The organism is Paenibacillus sp. FSL R5-0887 (assembly GCF_038002305.1).
Taxonomy (GTDB): domain Bacteria; phylum Bacillota; class Bacilli; order Paenibacillales; family Paenibacillaceae; genus Paenibacillus_AQ; species Paenibacillus_AQ odorifer.
On the sequence record NZ_JBBOCE010000002.1, the window covers coordinates 1,426,598 to 1,446,644 of the forward strand.

The 20,047-nt window shown below is 47.2% G+C and carries 15 protein-coding genes and 1 riboswitch; of the genes, 3 read left to right on the forward strand and 12 right to left on the reverse strand.

Annotation, left to right across the window (positions count from 1 at the left end; translation table 11 throughout):
* Positions 1-12 precede the first annotated feature (12 nt).
* From MKY14_RS24235 to MKY14_RS24260, 6 genes are all read right to left on the reverse strand, one after another.
* Complete coding sequence (locus MKY14_RS24235) at positions 13-1,413, reverse strand: NCS2 family permease (protein ID WP_036679893.1); 1,401 nt, start codon at positions 1,411-1,413, stop codon at positions 13-15.
* A gap of 122 nt (positions 1,414-1,535) precedes the next feature.
* Positions 1,536-1,635: riboswitch (purine riboswitch) on the reverse strand.
* Between the two features lie 202 nt (positions 1,636-1,837).
* The gene (locus MKY14_RS24240; protein ID WP_076130535.1) at positions 1,838-2,302 is read right to left on the reverse strand and encodes a hypothetical protein; all 465 of its coding nucleotides are present in this window, start codon (positions 2,300-2,302) and stop codon (positions 1,838-1,840) included.
* Between the two features lie 145 nt (positions 2,303-2,447).
* Positions 2,448-3,986 (reverse strand): glutamine-hydrolyzing GMP synthase, encoded by a 1,539-nt coding sequence (gene guaA / locus MKY14_RS24245; RefSeq protein ID WP_036679874.1) that lies wholly within the window; start codon positions 3,984-3,986, stop codon positions 2,448-2,450.
* A 162-nt stretch (positions 3,987-4,148) separates the two neighbouring features.
* Positions 4,149-6,488, reverse strand: coding sequence for a transglutaminase family protein (locus tag MKY14_RS24250; protein ID WP_340977537.1), 2,340 nt, complete (start codon positions 6,486-6,488; stop codon positions 4,149-4,151).
* On the reverse strand, positions 6,457-7,815 hold the full coding sequence (locus MKY14_RS24255) for a DUF58 domain-containing protein (protein ID WP_076186321.1): 1,359 nt from the start codon (positions 7,813-7,815) through the stop codon (positions 6,457-6,459). Before MKY14_RS24255 ends, MKY14_RS24250 begins: the two co-directional genes overlap by 32 nt.
* A 132-nt stretch (positions 7,816-7,947) precedes the next feature.
* Positions 7,948-9,321, reverse strand: a complete 1,374-nt coding sequence (locus MKY14_RS24260) for a polysaccharide deacetylase (protein ID WP_340916374.1) — start codon at positions 9,319-9,321, stop codon at positions 7,948-7,950.
* A gap of 107 nt (positions 9,322-9,428) precedes the next feature.
* On the opposite strand from MKY14_RS24260, the gene MKY14_RS24265 reads away from it, so the two are divergent.
* On the forward strand, positions 9,429-10,097 hold the full coding sequence (locus MKY14_RS24265; protein ID WP_076106058.1) for a DedA family protein: 669 nt from the start codon (positions 9,429-9,431) through the stop codon (positions 10,095-10,097).
* Positions 10,098-10,111: 14 nt separating this feature from the next.
* On the opposite strand, the gene MKY14_RS24270 is transcribed toward MKY14_RS24265, so the two are convergent.
* Positions 10,112-10,429 (reverse strand): hypothetical protein, encoded by a 318-nt coding sequence (locus MKY14_RS24270; protein ID WP_340977538.1) that lies wholly within the window; start codon positions 10,427-10,429, stop codon positions 10,112-10,114.
* 56 nt (positions 10,430-10,485) lie between these two features.
* Positions 10,486-11,373, reverse strand: a complete 888-nt coding sequence (locus MKY14_RS24275) for an MFS transporter (RefSeq protein ID WP_340977539.1) — start codon at positions 11,371-11,373, stop codon at positions 10,486-10,488.
* Positions 11,374-11,523: 150 nt separating this feature from the next.
* Here MKY14_RS24275 and MKY14_RS24280 point away from each other — a divergent pair, with 150 nt between their 5' ends.
* Entirely contained in the window at positions 11,524-12,465 is a 942-nt protein-coding gene (locus MKY14_RS24280; RefSeq protein WP_076130530.1) for a helix-turn-helix transcriptional regulator, read from the forward strand.
* A gap of 95 nt (positions 12,466-12,560) precedes the next feature.
* Positions 12,561-12,866, forward strand: coding sequence for a zinc ribbon domain-containing protein (locus MKY14_RS24285; RefSeq protein WP_052096752.1), 306 nt, complete (start codon positions 12,561-12,563; stop codon positions 12,864-12,866).
* A gap of 84 nt (positions 12,867-12,950) precedes the next feature.
* Here MKY14_RS24285 and MKY14_RS24290 read toward each other — a convergent pair whose 3' ends face one another.
* The 4 genes from MKY14_RS24290 to bcp form a co-directional block, all read right to left on the reverse strand.
* Positions 12,951-14,462, reverse strand: a complete 1,512-nt coding sequence (locus MKY14_RS24290; RefSeq protein ID WP_076106051.1) for a DHA2 family efflux MFS transporter permease subunit — start codon at positions 14,460-14,462, stop codon at positions 12,951-12,953.
* Positions 14,459-14,911: a MarR family winged helix-turn-helix transcriptional regulator gene (locus MKY14_RS24295; protein WP_340977540.1), complete on the reverse strand. Its 453-nt coding sequence runs from the start codon at positions 14,909-14,911 to the stop codon at positions 14,459-14,461. The genes MKY14_RS24290 and MKY14_RS24295 overlap by 4 nt, the downstream gene beginning before the upstream one ends.
* Before the next feature lie 216 nt (positions 14,912-15,127).
* Positions 15,128-19,411 (reverse strand): acyl-CoA dehydratase activase-related protein, encoded by a 4,284-nt coding sequence (locus MKY14_RS24300; RefSeq protein ID WP_340978059.1) that lies wholly within the window; start codon positions 19,409-19,411, stop codon positions 15,128-15,130.
* Between the two features lie 123 nt (positions 19,412-19,534).
* Positions 19,535-20,002, reverse strand: a complete 468-nt coding sequence (gene bcp / locus MKY14_RS24305) for a thioredoxin-dependent thiol peroxidase (protein ID WP_076130528.1) — start codon at positions 20,000-20,002, stop codon at positions 19,535-19,537.
* Between the last annotated feature and the right edge of the window lie 45 nt (positions 20,003-20,047).

A 20,047-nucleotide genomic window follows, 5' to 3' on the forward strand; every position in this document is an offset into this window, starting at 1 on the left:
GCTATATATGAGTTAGCCCGCACTACCAAGAAATACATAACGGAGAATAATCAGAATAGCAAGTACCCACATCATCCAGTGAATATCGTATTTTTTCTTGCCAGCAAGGTTAGCTACACAAGCAAGGATTACATAAGTTACGATACCAAAGGAAATACCATTAGCAATATTATAAGTGAAAGGCATGATTACTAGAGTAAGGAACGCTGGAATCGCAACAACCATATCTTGAAAATCAATTTCGCGAATCGATTGTGCCATGAGCACGCCTACGACAATCAATGCTGCGGCTGTAGCAGATCCAGGGATCAGAGCTACTATTGGTGCAAGAAACAACGCAAGCAAGAAGCACACACCCGTTGTTACAGCTGTAAGACCTGTACGTCCACCTTCAGCAACACCTGCCGCGCTTTCTACAAAAGCAGTAGTAGTGGAAGTACCCAATGCCGCACCACCAGCAACAGCAATGGCATCGACAAACATTGCATTACCTACACGTTTGTTACCTTCTTCAGGGTTGTCCATAATACCAGCGCGTTGAGCAGTACCTACAAGTGTACCAAATGTATCGAACAATTCTACAAAAGTGAATGTTGCGATTGCTGAAACAATACCGGTGTGCAGGATACCATCCCAGTCAAATTCGAAAAAGTTCAATTGCGTCAGGTCAGGCACCCAAGGGGTTGTCGGACTGGACAAAGAGCCAAAATCAACTACACCCATCAGTATACCCGCGAGGGTTGTACCCAAGATACCGAATAAAATCGCACCTTTAACTTGCAGTACCATCAGGATGGAAATAAGAAGCAATCCGATAATTACCAATTGTACATCAGTGTTCTCTAGGCTACCCATATGAATAATTGTTTCAAAGGATAGGACATCTGTGAATGTATTGGCGGAAATATCTTTACCAGCTTCGACACCAATCGTCATCAAACCACTGTTCTTAAGCCCAAGGATTGTAATGAACATCCCGATACCTACCGTAATGGCATGCTTCAAGCTGTCAGGAATGGCTGTCAGTAAGATCTGCCGCACTCGGGTAACCGTAAGCAGGATGAAGATCAAACCGGAAATAAATACTGCGGTCAGACCCATTTGCCAAGTGAATGGATGTTCTGAGGTTGCAGAAGACAAAATTACGGAAGCAAAGTATGCATTAAGTCCCATACCTGGTGCCAATGCTACTGGAAAGTTTATAAACACGCCCATTGCAATGGTGAAAATACCTGCTGCCAGCGCAGTCGCTAGAAATACAGAGTACCAGCCCATATCGATGCGGCCAAATGCTGTTAATGTGCTCGGATTAACCGACAGGATGTAAGCCATAGCCATGAACGTAGTCAAGCCGGCCATTATCTCTGTACGTACTGTAGTGCCGTTCTCTTTCAACTTGAAAAACCGATTCAAATTGTTCTCCCCCTAAGGTATGTTGTGGCTGACAGCAACAAAAAGCCGGTATCTGATCGACACCGGCTCGAAAAAAAGAGTAGCACCCATGACTATAGCCCTAGATTCAGGACAATACGGGTTGCTCAGCTCTTCTTAATCGTAGCCAGGTCATTACGGTGACCTCGTAGAAACTTCCAGGCCTATTCCCGGAAATATACGAAAGAATTATGTTGTTGTGCTTTATCATTTTAGGTGGACATCACATAAGTTGTCAATGAAAAAAGCGAACATTTTCGACTTTTTTTTTTCTATTGTTCGTAATTCATACATTTTTATCTTTAACTTCAACCCCAAAATCCTTTAAATCATGCAGCTTATTAACTATCAAAAGCCTTATCAAATGGGTATTTTTCCCTATAAAACAATTTCGATGTTCCCTGGCTTATTGCCCTTTGGAATACTGATAGCTATGCCAAGAATTAGCAAAATGCCCTATAGCTAAACAAATCACTGCAATACCCAACCAGAAAGATCTGCCCCATATAGCCGCAAATCCAAATGCACAAACAGGGAGAACTGCCATGGGAATCGGAAGAAACAATAATGGAGCCCATAATAATCTGAATTGCTGTCCCTTAACCATATAACGAATCCATAAACCGTAATAAATCGTGATAAACACAAAGATAAGTGCAGCCCAGATCCCGAATTCTACATTTTCAAAGTCATCCTTTGAAATCGCAAGAATGGCTATACACCCCAACTGCCCTACTCTCTCCAAAAGAGTGTAAAAGATGCCGGCATCTTTTAAACCGCTGGGAACATGATCGGGCGGAAACTTAATCATCAGTAAACTTGGGGCAAGAATAACCATAGCTATTAGTGTTCCAATAAGTGAGAATCCCATTCTAATGGCTCCTGTAAGTTTATTTTTCCCAGTTTATCACATTCTCTAAAGTTGCTATATAGGGTCCGTCACAAGCTTCACGGTTAATAAAAAAACCTGCAGTCCCTTAATAAATAAGGAGCTGCAGGTTTCTTATTGCTATATGCTATTCCCACTCAATCGTTGCAGGTGGTTTCGAAGTAATGTCATACACTACGCGGTTTACATTCTCAACTTCGTTGACAATACGTACAGAGATTTTCTCAAGAACATCCCATGGGATACGTGCCCAGTCAGCGGTCATGCCATCGATGGAAGTTACTGCACGAACACCTACTGTGTAGGAATACGTACGAGCATCACCCATAACTCCGACACTCTTCATGTTAGGCAGGGCAGTGAAGTATTGCCAAATTTCACGGTCTAATCCCGCTTTAGCAATTTCTTCTTGCAGAATGTAGTCAGAATCACGAACGATGGTAAGCTTGTCCTCTGTTACTTCACCCAAGACACGAATAGCAAGACCTGGACCTGGGAAAGGCTGACGCCATACGATCGCACGTGGCATGCCAAGCTCTTCACCGAGTTTACGAACTTCGTCCTTAAACAAGGTGTTTAGCGGCTCGATCAAGCTGAATTTCATATCTTCTGGCAGGCCGCCCACATTGTGGTGGGATTTAATGGTTTGCGCTGTAGCTGTTCCACTCTCAACGATATCCGTATAAAGCGTACCTTGTGCAAGGAATGAAAAATCTCCGAGCTTAGCTGACTCTTCGTCGAAGCAGTAGATAAACTCGTTACCAATGATTTTACGTTTTTGCTCAGGGTCTTCAACACCTGCAAGTTTGCTCATGAAGCGATCGCGTGCATCGATTTTCACTACATGAATATCGAATTTGCCTACGAAAGTCTCCATAACGCTTTCTGCTTCACCTTTACGCAGAAGGCCGTGGTCAATAAACATACAGGTCAATTGATCTCCGATTGCACGGTGGATAAGCATAGCCACAACGGAAGAATCCACTCCGCCACTAAGAGCGCAGAGTACTTTTTTATCTCCGACTTGATTGCGAATATCTTGAACGGCTTCATCGATAAACGATTCCATTGTCCATTTGCCGTCGCAACCACAAACTTGGTATAAGAAGTTCGAGATCATCTCGTTACCTTGAACGGAGTGACGTACTTCTGGGTGGAATTGCACAGCGAACAGTTTGCGCTCCGCGTTGCTCATTGCTGCAATTGGAGCACTTTCTGTACCTGCATCCAGCTTGAAGCCTGTTGGAAGCTCAACTACATGGTCACCGTGGCTCATCCATACAGTCTGGCGGTTCTCCAATCCTGCAACTAAAGCAGTTCCTTCTGCAAAGTCAACATCAGCTTTACCATATTCCCGTTTAGCCGAACGTTCTACTTTACCATCAAGCTGATGAGCCATCAGCTGCATACCATAACAAATACCGAAGATCGGCACTCCTAGATCATAAATAGCCGGATCTACGTGTGGTGCATCTTCAGCGTATACACTGCTAGGTCCGCCGGAGAAGACAATTCCTTTAGGCGAAAGTGCTTTAATCTTGTCAACTGGCGTATTGTACGGCAAAAGTTCGCTGTATACTCCCAGGTCCCGAATTCTGCGCGCGATAAGTTGGTTGTATTGTCCCCCAAAATCGAGAACGACGATAATTTCATTTGGCTTGTTCATTACGTGCCTCCCTTGATTATTGGATTCATTATACTCATGGTTAATTCTCATCGTCAAGGAAAGGAGGACACGCCTCTCATAATCAGAGAGTGATAAAACTTCATGCAGAACCTTCCTTGCTATGGCATAAATTAGATAGCGGATCTAAGCGTTATTAGCCGTTTATGTTAAACGGAAGGTAATGAGCAGACATTCGCGAATAAACGCGGCCGCATCAGAAGCCGCAGGTTCGCCGCCAAGGGCGGGAGCGGAGTCTACGGGATTGTCGCGGGCAGAGATCACGGCTGTGGAGGCCGAAGCTGGCGCGTACGCCAGGGTCTCCCACTGGCGGACAAACTGCCGGACGGCTACGTCTAGTCCGGCATCGTAAATCCGCAGGGAGTCCACATACTCCCTGCCAGTAACGCCGGGCGGCGGCGGTCCAAACCGCTCCGCCAGCCCGTGCCAAGCCAGGGAGGCCGCGCGCAGCTGCCTCTCACGGCTCAAGCTGCTGCCGCGACGCGCGGCCAGCAGCAGAGCCAGGCTGCGCCGCCAGCGCCAAGCGGCGGCGGGAAGCAGCGCCGCGGCAGCGAGCGGCGCTGAAAAGGGCCCGCCGACCAGCGGCAGGGCGGGCAGTTCCGCGCTGCGCGTTGCTTGCGGCGCGATCGCTGCGGCCGCAGGCCGTGCCGGCGCAGGGAAACCAGCCGCAAGCGCAGGACCCGGCGTCGGATCGAAAGGAACCCAACCTGCGCCGGCAAAATAAACCTCTACCCAAGCATGCGCATCCCCTTGGGTGACTAAATACTTCGCCGGCATGGCTTCCTCCTGCTGGGTTCCAGGTCCGTAGCCTTGAACATACCGCGCTGGAATACCTGTGCTTCGCAGCAATACGGTCATCGCTGTGGCAAAATGCACACAGTAACCCTGTTTGGTCTCAAACAGGAAATGATCCACAAAATCAGCCCCAGCTGGCGGAACCATGGTATCCAGCGTGTAAGAATACCCGTTTTGCAAATAATCCCGAATGGCGGTTGCGGAATCATATCGGTTGCCCGAGGAAGCTGTGAGCTTCTCTGCCAGAGCTTTCACTCGCTCAGGTAATAAATCAGGCAGCTGCAAGTATTTATTCTTTATTTCTTGTGGATCAGCGTCACCCAAACCGCGCAGCAGTACTGGATTACTCTCGGGAAGTATAGAATCAACTATATACTCAGTGATCCGAGTTGACCCCACCGAATCTGGCAGACGAAAGGTATCCCTGTCCTTATTCGCCAGAACATAACCAAGCTGGCTGCCATTGGATAGTTGAACTGTCTCAACATCCGTTATGGTACCCGCATTGAATACAGGAATTCCACCGGAAGAGGGAATAGCAAATTGTATCCGCTGTTGCAAAGTCCGCCCCCCATTAGTAGTGGTTACCGTCGCCGGAATCTGAGGCAGGCTGGACAAGTTAAGCGGAGTAAACTCCTCACCACCTCTGATCCAACGGCGACCGTCATAATAGGCAATGCTCTCCCCGCGCCAATAGGTACGCTGACTGGTCAACGCTGTGAAGACTGGCTCGGTATTGCGTGATAATGGAGCACCCAGTTCTCCATCATTTGTACTATACCCTGTTGTTCCTGCAGGTATAGCCTCATTATCTTCCGGCATATGGCCCGAAGCCCATTCCTGCAGCTTTTCAAAGGTTGACTGGAGTGTAGTTTGGTTAGGCGGTCGTACTTCATATACCTGCCCACCAAACCATGCTGTCATCATGACGAATATAGCAGCCGCTAATGCCAAAACTCCCCATCGGGCATACGGCAGGTGAATGCTGCCCACCCGTTCCCGCAGACGGAGCAAACCACTCATTGCTTGCATCCATACAATAAGCCCGACTGATATTACAACATCCGTTGTCGTATTAACGCCAAAGCCAATATCCAGAACTAATAGATAAATGAGGGTCACCGCCGTAAACAGCAGCGTGCTTCCTCTGAAAAGTGCAAGCTGCTGCACCGAAGATACCAGCAGCCCCCAGCCAACAATCAAAATCAAAAGTCTGCTGATCTCGCTTAGCTGAGAGACATGCCCGGAAAAGAGCAAAATCAGATCATTTGGAATTTCTACTGCATAAATGCCCAGCCATCCTGTCCCTACGCCCTCGCTGCATAGATATAGCCAAGCTGTGCCGATCATCAAACATTGGATACTTAGCAATAGCCACCCGGGAATCTGAAGGATTCCCCACATCAACAGCACGGCAGCAGAAATCATCAGAATCTGCAGCAATCTAGCAGTATCTTCCAATGAAGTCGTTCTATATAAAGGGAGCAGCCATTCTAAAAACAGCCCCAAAATAGCCAAAGAGAACAGCATGCGATAATACAGAGGTATCTTTCTCTGTTTACCGGCATGACTGTTCTCCAGTTTTTCCAAATGGAGCTGCTTTGGTTCCTTCCCACTGTGCTCATTCATAGCGAAGCTTGTGTCACCCGGTATCCGCTTACCGTAGCGTTGGTTTTCCGGATGATTCATGGTACTCTACCTCCCTGAGCCTGTAAGCTGGCAATGCATCATCCAGACAAAACATCCGTGCTCCCAGACGACCCAGACTATCCCCGACCGTTCCCCGCACAGGCTGGCGGATCTCCTGCAGCATTACCTCAGCAGGCAGCGGAGCTGGCTGATCCCAAGCATAATAGAGCTCAACTTTTACACCTTGCACTAAGAATTTAGCGATAACCTTAGCGGATTGTTCCTCTAATCTTCCGGTCACTATAGCAACGGTCATTCCCGGAATCCAGCCTCTAGAAGCATCCTCCAACAGCTCGGACAGGGTTCTTGTTCCATTCGGAGAAATATCAGTTAGAATATCCAGCACTCTCCCTGGGATTTTACCCAGTCCTTCATGCCTAGCCATTCCTTCCGGCCAGCCTCCGCTAAATAACTGGACATAAGCACCTGACTGCTCAGCAAAGAGCATCAGCCCCATCGCCGTTGACACCGCCTTCTCAAATACCGGAGGCTGCTCCTCCCGACTGCCACGAGGTGTAAGTGCATTGGCTGGAATCTCATAGCTTTTGGGATCATTAGCCAACACGATACAGCTCATTCTTGCCTTTTCACGCTCTGGAACTTTGCTCTGCAGATTTCCTAGCCGGGCGCTGTTCTTCCAATGAATTCGGCTAAGCGGATCACCGGGCTCATATTCCCGCGATTCCATGGTCTCATCATTGCTGCTTCTTCCCCTTCTGGAATAGAGCGAATTACCGCTAATAAAGCCGCTGTCCGGGACTGCTCCGCCATAATATAGGGGGGCTGGCAGCACTTTAACGCTATGCTCTTCAGCAGGCTCAGATCGGCCTGTGAACCAGCCGGGCAAATCTCCCCAGGTTACTCTACAGCCCTGCAAATGATGATGTCCCCGCGGCATGTTCTCAAGAAGGTAGGTGTATTCAAAAGAGCGTCTGAATCCCGGAAACAGTAGCTTGTGATGTCCTCTGTCCCCCCAAAAATCAGCGATAGTCAGCCATGGCAGTGGAAGCCGGGCAGAGAAATTCACCCGCACCTTCACAAGCAGTGTACTTCCAGCTATCGGTCTTACTGGAGTGATTGTCCGTTCAATCTTTATCGCCCGTGGACCTGAAAGTTGAACAATCAGTCCGCCAACCATGATAACGCCTACAGCGATCAGCAGAAATAAGAGTGATGCGCCTCCGCGCCATGCATATAAAACACCTATAATTCCAGCCACAGTCAGCATCCGCAGCCATTCAGCCAACGCACTACGGCTACGCGGATAGCTTCTAACTCTTTCAGTCTTGTTATTTAATTTGTGTTCTACTTTTTTTGAAGAGGACAATGGAACGAACACCCTTCCTTTGGGTCTAGACTTGTTCCCAGCTGAGGAACTTATTACTATCTATTCTTCCCATGAAAAAGGGTGCCCAGACATTGTTTTTTTCTTTTAAAAAAACTGCCTGAGCGCTAAATCTCAGAAGGCTATTACCCGGCGCTCACCTTCCGTCACGCTTATATTTAAAGGAGGATGATCGGCTGTCTCCAGCAGCTCACGCAGCGATACCCAGATAGAACCGCCAATCATCTCCACACTGGCACCGTTTATCTTTTGAACATGATCAGGAAGATTTAACAGGAGTTCCTTGTTCGCCACATCCGCGATGATATCTTTGCCGTTCCAGGCAATCTTCCCACTGCGACTGCCCGCATCCCAACTAATCTGCCCTCCCAGCCGTTCGATCACAGCGCGAAGTGGCACCATATATTTCCCTTTTTGCAGAGCATATTCACCTGGCGCCAGCTTCGTCTCCAGCTTTCCAACCTCCAGCACTAAAGGTTTGCCGGGCGCAAACAGCTCTGCATTCGGTATGATATTCGAGGTGATCCAAGCTTCCGAAGGTTTCACTCTGCCCAAGCTATTTGCTTTTGAGGAGACTCTGAATTGTACAGGCTCCACCGTCTCATCTAAAAGGCCAAAGCTGTACCCAGCAGCCTTATAACGCGCAATAATATCAGGCAGTGCTTTAACACTCTCCTGATGGCCGCCGCCATCATGCAGCAGAAGAATAACCCGAGAGGACTTCAGATCTGCAGTTGACTCTTTTAAGATTTCTGACGCCGGTACCCCTTTGCGTTTAGAATCCCCGCTGTCCACCGTCCAATCCGTAACGATATAACCGGCTTGCTTCAACAAATTGAAGTAGGTATTATCAAAGTGATCAAAGGTTCCGCCCGGGGCGCGGATAAGTTGTGGGCGAACCCCTGTAATGCCCCGAACAATTTCTTCGGTCTTTTTAATCTGGCTCCAAAATTCAGTGAATCCACTATATAAATCATGGTAATTATGATTATAGGTATGATTGCCAATAGCATGTCCTTGTTCCCATATGGCATTAATTAGCTCTGGATGGCTTTTCGCTTGATTACCAAGGACAAAAAAGGTCGCCTTCACACCTTGCTGCTGTAAAATTTTTAGAACGTTGAAGGTATTGTCACTCGGTCCGTCGTCAAATGTAATATAGACCGTTTTTGAAGCTTTCTTTGCGGCCGTAATTGCTGAATATGTTGTCGACACCTTGGATACTTGTGCCGTACTGGAATTCAATTTAACTTCTGGAGAAGCAGTCACAATGGACTCTGCTTTAGGAGGCAATTCTTGCATCGCCACTAACGGGAGATTATTCTTAACAGAGACAGACTCCGCGCTTGCGGAATGTAATGAACGATTCATCCAAGAATCTACACTCTCCCCTGCGTTCCATCCCAGCATTACGATGACGATTACAACCATAACAAGCAATCCGCTTATCAAGTTTCGGCGGCCGTGAGTGTTTTTGTTACCTTTCATCTTCTCTACCTCCAGCATTCTATTGGCTCAAAAGCCATTTGGTAGATTGTATGAAGACAAGCTTCAAAATAGAATAAGGCAACTGCCCCTTGGAGAGTGAGAATCTTATGGAAATGCTGAACTTTATACAAGAATTATTCAGCAAATATGGATATAGCGTATTGTTTTTTGGATTGCTGCTCGAATTCGTTGCCTTGCCGTTTCCCGGAGAAACTACCATGGCTTTTGCAGGTTTTCTTTCCTATACGGGAAGACTTGATTTCATAACGTTGATTCTAGTGGCGTTTGCTGGGACCACAGCCGGGATGACCCTCACCTATTTTGTCGGCTTAAAAGCCGGAATGCCCTTCATCCAGCGATACGGAAAGTGGTTGCTGTTCTCCCCTGCCAAGCTGGATAAAACGCAAAAATGGTTCGAGAAATACGGCAGTATCCTTATTTCCATCGGATATTTTATTCCAGGCGTTCGTCACTTTACCGGCTATTTTGCTGGTATAGTTGCGCTGCCCTTCCGTAAATTCGCCCTCTACGCTTATAGTGGAGCATTATTCTGGGTAGTGCTGTTTCTTGGCATAGGACGGGTATTTGGTCCGCAGTGGATGGGTATTTTCCATTTATTCGAGTTATATGCACTATGGATTATCTCTGGCGGTGTAGCTATAGCTGCCCTTGTAATCCTGTATCGCTACCGCAAAAAGATAAGCATCCGCCTGTTCCCGCGCAAAGCTGCCATTAAGCTACAGACTCAGGTTAAAAAAACTTCCAAGGGACGGTGAAGCCACCGCCCTTTTTAAGTACGTTTTTTCTTGCTGCGTACCCCCGCGTATCCTGCGAGTAAAAGCGCAACTATGGCAAATCCCGCTCCCCCAGCAAACCCTACCATTCTTGGTTCTACCCCTTCTAATAGCCACCCGGCGAACAGCATAGATAATCCCAGCAGCGTATTTCCTACTGCAGACAGGAGTCCAAACACAAAGGGCTGCATAGCAGATGGGGTTTCCTGCATAACGAGCGTATCCAGACAGGCATTCCCCGTCCCCCCGGCAAATGACAGCAGGATGTATAACATAAATGCTGCCGCAAAATGATTGCTGACACTGATGCCCATCAGTAATACACCTTCTAGTAAAAGCCCTCCGATGGCTACAATCAGCAGCCCCTTTTTTAAATAACGTGAGGTAAAAAAACTAAGGCTAAGACCGATGCCAAGCGCCGCATAAAATGCCCCACTCCAATATCCCCCGCGTGAAATACCTGTATCGCATAGACACTGATCAGTACATTATCCAGACCATTTAGCAACGGCACCAACAGCTCATAACCGAAAATGACCTGCAACGTTAAGCTTCCGCCAATTACCATTCCCAGAGCACGCAGCCGACCGTATTGTGCTTCTTTATCGGATTTTTCTAAGTCCCCCTCAGGAAAATATGTAGCCTTCTTAGCCACCGTCACCATTTCCGAATGTTGTGGAAAATCGATACCGTAAATTAACATCGCTGCGATTAAAAAAGACACTGCATTCATAATGAATGCTGCCTCCGGACCAAACCACATCGACACCACCCCTCCACTGAACGCTCCAAGGATCAGCACGCAGCCGCTCATTAACTGCTCTAGTCCGTTGACGGTCAGCAGAGAATCTTTGGTGACGAGCAAGGGGATAGTGGACTTACGAACAGGGCTGTAAATGGCTTCGCCCGCTGCCAGTAAAAAACTTGCCATATATAACAACCACAGCTTCTCCTCCCCATCCACCCATAAAAAGGCTAAGGCTACTGGGACCCTCAGCATATCTGTAGCTATCATGATATATTTGCGTGGAATTTTGTTGCTAAGTATGCCTCCAAGCGGGGCCAGAAATAAATAAGGAAGCAGTCTCACACCTAACGAAATCCCTACCGCCATACCTGATCCCGTCAACTGCAGAACCAGCGCCAGTACTGCAACGCTAGTAAAACGATCACCAATTCCATTGATCAAGCCGGCTGTGAACAATCGTGAATATCCCTTATGACTCCTAAACATCGCAACAGCTGAGTGATTATTCATAAAATAAACCTCATTTCATCTATTTATACATATATCTAATTAGATATTAATCGAATCATTAATTTATGACAATGCTTTATTTTCAAGGATTTGCTAAGATGAAATACAGCATTACTTCACGGAAATCTCCGGGAAAGAAGGAATTGTCTTTTGAAAATAGATCGATTGCTCTCTATCGTTATCCTGCTAATGAACCGCCGCCTAATTCAGGCGAAGGAGCTAGCCGATATGTTCGAGGTATCTGTGCGCACGATTTATCGTGATATTGAAAGCATTAATGGGGCCGGAATTCCTATCGTTACCTATCAGGGAGCGAACGGTGGGATCGGGCTTATGGAAGGATACCGGCTGGACCGCAATGTTTTGACGGATCGTGAGCTGGCGGATATTTTCACGGCTCTGCAGAGCGTCTCGTCTTATGGAGGAAATGAACATACTCTGCTCATGGAAAAAATCAGCAGCGTAATCCCGCCCTCCCAATCCGCCGCCTTCCGCAGCAAAACGACTCAGCTCATCATCGACTTCTCCCCATGGGGTCTTCAACGTATTCTGGAAGAAAAGCTTGCCACTCTAAAAGAAGCACTTGAGGAAAGCGTGACCGTAAACTTTGATTATGTGGATGCTGCGGGTCAGACAAGCCAGCGTTCGGTAGAGCCCTATACTTTAGTGCTAAAGGGGCAAGCATGGTACTTATATGGATTTTGTCTCAATCGTCAGGATTTCCGTCTATTTAAGCTGTTGCGCATGAAAGAGCTCGTTAAGAATACCCAAGTTTTTATTGCAAAAGATGTGGATGCAAGCGAGCTGCCTTGGAGCAACGAGTATCAGAGATCAACCGTAACAACAGCAACACCCATCGTTTTGCAGTTTAAGGCTGAAAGCAAACATCTAGCGGAAGAGCGGTTTGATTCTACCGAGCTACTGCCCGACGGTAATGGAGGTTACAAGGTTACCATCAACTATCCTGAGGATGGATGGCTGTATGGTTTCCTGCTAAGCTTCGGGATGCATGTAGAAATCTTAGAGCCACCGCATATTCGGCAAAAGCTGGGGCAGCTTGCAGCAGGCATAGCAGCAAAATATACAACCTAACAATAAACCTGACGGAATGCCGTCAGGTTTATTGTTCTATACTGAACTTAAAGCGGGCGCTCGAGAGCTTGCATACCTTTAAAGGAGTGTTAAATATGGGACATGAACATGTAGAGCAAGGAGATCTTAAAATTTGTCAAAGCTGTGGGATGCCAATGCCTACGGCGGAATTGCTTGGAACGGACCAGAATGGCAACAAGATCGAAGATTACTGCGTGTACTGCTATGAGAATGGCGCATTCAAACAGCCTAACATCACGTTGCAAGAAATGGCTGACATTTGTACAGGCTATATGGTCGAAGAAGGAATGGATGAGAATGTTGCCCGTAAACTTCTCGCGGAGCAGCTGCCACATCTGAAACGTTGGAGCGATCCTGCAGCTGTGTCTCCAGCTAACTAATAGCATCACAACAAAAGAAGCGCCCTACGGAACCATAACAGTTCGTAGGACGCTCCTTTTTCCATTATTTGTTAACCCAGTTTTTTATTGATTGTCCTGCTGTGGCTGCACTTCTTCCGTCTTCAGGAAGTCTGGCTGCGGTGAAGTCTTTTTAATAAAGAAAGCCAATACCAAAGCAACTACAGTGATCCAGGTAGCAATGTTAAAGGCATGCGTAACCCCGCTAATTGTAGCCTCTTGCGTAAGCTTAAGCATCGCTGCTTTATCGTTTAACGAAACCGTTCCGCTCATAAGCGTATCAGTGATTGTGCTCTTCGTCTTATTGGTCATTAGACTGACGAACAACGCCATTCCCAGCGCGCCTCCGACCGTCCGCAACGTATTCGACATTGCTGTACCATGCGAGCTTAAACGCTGTGGAAGCTGGTTAAGTCCAGCCGTTACAATCGGCATCGATAACATCGACATGCCTAACATCCGAACCGTGTAAGTAATAATCATATGCGTATACGTCGTACTGTCTGTAAGCTGGCTGAATTGCCAGGTCGTAATTACTGTAATAATCAGGCCTACCACAGACAGCCATCTTGCCCCGATTTTATCAAATATAATCCCCGTGATTGGAGACATAATTCCCATTAGAATGGCTCCCGGCAACAGCATAAGACCAGACTCCATTGGCGTAAAGCCACGGATCGTCTGCAAATAAATCGGCAGCAAAATCATACCCGAATATAAAGCCATCGTAATGATGATATTGATTAATGTCGTGAGTGAATACATATTGTATCTGAAAATCCGGAACTCAAGCAGTGGTGTCTCAGCCTTAAGCTCTCTCCATACGAATAAAGCCAGTGCAATCACACCCACAATGAGGCAGGTAATGACTGTTGCACTTCCCCAACCATCGGTTCCAGCATCACTGAAGCCGTACAACAATCCCCCAAAACCAATGGTAGACAGGATAACACCCGTTTTATCCAGCTTCGGAGAAGTTGTTTGCCCTACATTTTGCATTGTTTTCATACCTAGCAAGGTAGAAAGAATAGCCAGCGGAAGAACGATAAAGAACAATACGCGCCAAGAATAGTTCTGAACTACCCACCCTGACAACGTTGGACCTACAGCTGGAGCAAAAATCATGGCTACCGCCATTAGCCCCATCGCTTTTCCCCGCTCTTCAATTGGGAAGATGCGAAGAAACACAATATTCATTAACGGCATCAAAATCCCTGCGCCAACCGCCTGAATGACTCTGCCGACCATGATCATTTCAAAGCCTGTTCCGATTCCACAGACAAGTGTACCTAACGAAAAAAGTGACATCGCGGTGATGAATAGCTGGCGGGTCGTAAACTTTTCCACCAGAAACGCACTAATCGGTATCAGCACACCGTTCACGAGCATAAATCCCGTTGTTAGCCACTGTGCCGTATTCGTTGCGATTTTTAGATCATCCATTATGCTCGGCAATGCCACATTAAGAAGTGTTTGGTTCAAAAGTGCGACAAATGCACCTATTAAGAGCGCTGCAATAATCGGTCCTCTACGTATTCCCTTAGTTGCCGCTGCAGCGTTACCTGTAATTGTACTCATAAATTCTGTTTGTCTCTCCCCTGCTCTAAGATCTGAATGATTTCGGTATGAATCCTAAGTAATTCGCCTGCATCCTCGGCAGGTATATTGGATAGTGGAAGTAAGTGTCTTCTGAGCGATTGCTTACTTCTTTCCCTGATTTCTCTGCCCTTTTCAGTAATCGCCAAGTTGTATATACGCCGATCTACCTCAGAGCGCTGTCTTGTGATCAAATCGGCTTTCACCATCCGGTCCACTACACCGCTCGCTGCACTGTTCCCCAAATGTAATAGCTCGGCAAGATCTGTAATGCCAATATCGGGATTTGCGGATATTTTGCGGAGAACCATCAACTGTGTTGGTGTGATGGCCAGCTCTTCGGCATCCTTCCACAGCAGCTGCTGGAATGCATGGCTAATCCGGCGAAAAGAGGAGAAAATATCATCTAATTGCTGCTCCTTATCTTCCAAATCTTCACCTCCAAAGATTTAATTAGTTAGATCATCTAATAGTTCGCATGCGTACTATTTTACACCTTAACTAAATTTCGGTCAATAATTTGCTGTAACTTTCTGAAAGATAATTTTATATTGCAGGAAAAACATGAAAATCATACATAAGTGCACAAAGCATAAAAAAAGCGAACCAAGGTAGATCCTTGGTCCGCTTTTTCGTCTGAACAATGCTCAGGTTAAGCTGTATGAACTTTCAGGTAAAGTCTGCTGCTGAGGCTTATCCGGCAGTTTTAAATTAGATGGCTTAGTCTCTTCCTGGCTGCTGGCAATTGACATCATAAGCTTGATCCGATTCGCTTGGTTGACTACGCTAACTCCAGCATCATAGTCAATCGCCACGATATTTGCACCCGGATATAATTCCTTAAGACCTTTAATCATCCCACGCCCGGTGATATGGTTGGGCAGGCACGCGAACGGTTGAATACAGGCGATGTTGTTCACACCATTATCCAACAAATCCATCATTTCTGCGGTTAAAAACCAGCCCTCACCCATCTGATTCCCTACGGACACCAGTCGGCTGGCCTTCTCGGCAAGACCATAAATATTCTCCCGTCCTTTAGCCAGCCCCGCATCCTCAAGGGCAACCTTAATCGGCTTACGGTAAATTTCCAGATAAGAGATCAGCATGGGATTGATATAGCCGAGCCGTTTGCTTTTACCGAATTGCTCAGCTTTGTAGATCGGATTATATACACAATAGAAAATGAAATCCAGGAAATCCGGCATTACCGCTTCCCCGCCCTCTGCCTCGATCATCTCTATAATGCGGTTATTAGCATCCGGATGAAATTTGATCAGGATCTCACCGACAATGCCTACTCTTGGTTTAGTAACACCTGTAACGGGCAGCTTGCAGAACTCTGCAACAATCTCACGAATCAGGCGTTTGTATTCTCGGAATGAAAAGTTGGATAAGCTTGCCTTGCAACGCTCCATCCCTTTGCGGAATAGAATTTCAGCACTTCCTGGAACAACCTCATGCGGCCTAAAGTGATTTAACATCCGCATCATAAGATCACCGTAACAAGCGGCAGCTATCAACCGATTCGCCAGCTTAAGACTGATACGGAAACCCGGCTGATTTTCCATCCCTGAAGCATTGAGTGAAATCACCGGAATTTGTTCAAGGTCTGAATCCTTTAAGGCTTTGCGCAGCAAAGAAATATAATTCGTAGCCCGGCAGCCGCCACCCGTCTGTGACATAATCACAGCAGTACGATCCGGATCGTATTCCCCACTTTTCAGCGCCGACAGAATCTGGCCAATCGTCACAATTGCCGGATAACACGCATCATTATTAACGTATCTCAGACCTTCTTCTGTCTCTTCGGGTCCGGTCGTCTCAAGTATCTTCAGGCGGTATCCGGCATCGCGAAACACCTGCTCAAACAATTCAAAATGAATAGGCGACATCTGTGGCGCAAGAATGGTATAGGTCTCTTTCATTTCCTTTGTAAATAACACATTAGCCTGCACTTTTGGCGGCTTTTGCGGCACTACCTTACCTTTTTCACGCTCACGCATTGCCGCCAGCAATGAACGAAGCCGAATGCGCGCTGCACCAAGATTGCTGATCTCATCGATTTTGATCAATGTATATACCTTGTTATGTCTTTCCATAATATCCTGTACGGCATCACAAGTGATCGCATCGATCCCACAGCCGAAGGAAGTCAATTGAACAAGCTCCAGATCCGAGCGGACTGCAGCAAGGCGGGCTGCACGGTACATCCGGGCATGGTAGGTCCACTGATTAACAACAGCCACATCCCCTTCGCTGTGGTCCAGATGGCAGACAGAATCTTCTGTCAGCACGGCGAGTCCCATCCCGGTTATCATATCCGCTATCCCGTGATTAATCTCAGGATCGGCATGATAAGGATGTCCACAGAGCAGGATTCCTTTGGTTCCAGTATCAGCTAGGTACACAAGGGTCTCTTCCCCTTTGGTACGCACATCACCTTTGGCGTTATCAGCCTCTGTAAGTCCCGCTTGCACCGCGGACGCAATCTCTTCTCGCGGAATGCTGGTAAATGTCTTCACCAGCCCTTTGGTCAGCGCAGAAATATCATCGAAGGTCAGGAATGGACTGACAAGCTTGATTCCATTGTCCTTTAACCCATCCATATTGTTGCGAATGACTTCGGGATAAGAGGCGACCACTGGACAATTGAAGTGATTATCCGCAGCTTCATCTTCTTTTTTCTCATACACCACCGCTGGATAAAAAATAAAATCGACACCTTTACTGATCAGGCTTTGCACATGTCCATGCGCCATCTTCGCAGGATAACATATCGATTCTGAAGGAATCGTATCCATTCCGCTTTCGAAAAGCTTCTTGCTTGATTTAGGGGAGAGAATCACCCGATAGCCCAGTTTGGTGAAAAAAGTGTGCCAGAACGGGTAATTCTCAAACATATTCATGGTACGGGGAATCCCGACGATCCCCCGCCATGCCCCTGTTTCCGGTAAACTCTCGTACTCAAAAAACCGTTCATATTTATACTGCATCAGATTCGGCAGGACATTTTTCTCTTTTTTGACTCCTGCGCCGCGTTCGCAGCGATTGCCGGTCACATAAAAGCTCTTATCCGGAAAACGACTGATCGTCAGCGCACAGTTATTCCCACAGCGGCCACAGCGGCCTGAGGAGACCTCATATTTAAAGCTGGCAAGCTCCTCTGGTCCAAGCAGCGTACTGGATCCGTTAACCCCTGCTTGCTCACGCGCAATCAGTGCACAGCCGTAAGCTCCCATTACGCCAGCTATATCCGGTCTAACCACCGTCCGCCCCGTCAAGGACTCAAAGGCGCGCAATACAGCTTCATTATAGAAGGTACCGCCCTGAACGATGATATTTCGCCCTAAGTCCTCCGGATTGCGGATTTTAATTACCTTTTGCAGAGCATTCTTGATCACAGAGTAGGCAAGACCCGCCGATAAATCCGCTAATGATGCGCCCTCCTTCTGAACCTGCTTGACCTTAGAGTTCATGAACACCGTGCAGCGCGAGCCCAAATTAACAGGCTGAGTCGCTTCAAGTGCAGTTTTGGCAAATTCCTCGATCCCAAGTCCGAGGGCAGAGGCAAAGCTCTCCAGAAAAGAGCCACAACCGGCTGAACAAGCTTCATTGAGCATAAGGCTGTCGATAGCACCGCCACGGATTTTGATGCACTTCATATCCTGACCACCGATATCCAGTATGAAATCTACTTCTGGCATGAACTTGGAAGCTGCCTTGTAGTGTGCAACAGTCTCTACTTCTCCGCCATCTGTCCGCAGAGCGGCCTTGATTAACCCCTCACCGTACCCTGTCACATATGATCCTGCGATATGGCAGCCTTGAGGCAGAACCCGGTAGATCTCCTTCAGTGCATCGCTGACCGAATGCAGCGGGTTGCCTTTGTTGCTGCCATAAAAGGTATAGAGAATTTCGTCAGCCGAACCGGTTAACACGAGTTTAGTTGTGGTTGAGCCGGCATCAATTCCTAGATAACAAGGTCCACGATATAAGGCTAAATCTGATCTCGCTGCAGAGGCTTTGCCGTGACGAAGCCGAAATTCTGCAAGCTCAGCGGCATTCTCAAAAAGCGGAGGCAATTCAGCATCCGCAGCTCGATCCGCAGTAAAATCAACCGCCGCAATTCGCGTGATCCAGCTTGAAAGTGGCAATACGACTGGATCAGCTTCGGAGAGCGCAGCTCCAATCGCCACGAAATACTGTGAGCGTTCCGGGAACAGGATATCCTCCTCCGCCAGCTCCAGCGTTTCCGCAAAACGCTGCCGCAAGGCAGGCAGGAAGGTCAGCGGGCCGCCAAGAAAAGCCACCCGTCCTCGAATCGGACGTCCACAAGCAAGACCGCTAATCGTCTGATTAACGATACTCTGAAAGATCGAAGCCGCCACATCCTCCCGGCGTGCTCCTTCATTAAGCAGCGGCTGTACATCGCTTTTGGCAAATACACCACAGCGTGAAGCTATGGGATAGATTCGCTCATGCTTCTCCGCCAAAACATTTAAGCCTGCCGGATCGGTCTGCAGCAGCGCTGCCATCTGATCGATGAACGCTCCCGTTCCGCCCGCGCAGGCTGTATTCATACGCTGCTCAATGCCGCCCCGAAGATATATTATCTTAGCGTCCTCTCCACCCAGTTCAATCGCCGTGTCACATTCCGGAATCAGCGCACTGATCGCCTTCGTGCAGGCTATCACCTCCTGAATAAAGGGAACTCCACCTAATTTGGATAAAGACAACCCCGAGGAACCGCTTACAGTAAGCCTAGCTCCCCTCTCTGGGAATCTGTCGCGTACATCAGACAGAAGAGAGAGGGCCGCTTTTTTTATATCGCTATAATGTCTTACATAGTCTTGATAAACAATGATGTCCCGCTCTATGACAACTAATTTAGCAGTAGTTGATCCGATATCAAGCCCAATATGCAGCATTATCACTCCACCACCTCTTCTTGCTCCAAATTTGAAGCAATTATGAGGAAACTATATCATGACAACACCTTATATAAGCTGTTAAAAATGTAATAGACATCTATAAAAAGTAATTAGTAAAATTTATGATTCGCTTATCCCTGCTATCGTGTTTGCGACATGCCCTTTTACCCGCACCTTCCGCCATTCTTCCACTAATATCCCCTGCTCATCAATCAGAAAAGTAGATCGCACAATTCCCATAAATTCTTTGCCGTAAAGTTTCTTGAGCTGCCATACGCCGAACATTTCACTTACCCTATGATCCTCATCAGACAGCAGTGGAAAGGGCAAACTATGCTTCTCTGTAAATTTAGCGTGTGATGCCAAAGAGTCCGGACTAATGCCCAGAACAACCGCACCCACCGCCGTGATTTGATCAAAAGCATCACGAAATTCGCAGGCCTCCTGCGTGCAGGCTGGTGTCATATTTTTAGGGTAAAAATATAAGATGACCTTTCGGCCCAAGAAATCACTCAAACTAACCTCATGCCCATTGGAAGAGGGAAGGGTGAAATTGGGTACTTTTTGTCCAATAGCTACTTCGATCAAGATATATCCACTCCTTCTTAAGATTGGGGAATTATTCCTAAATTG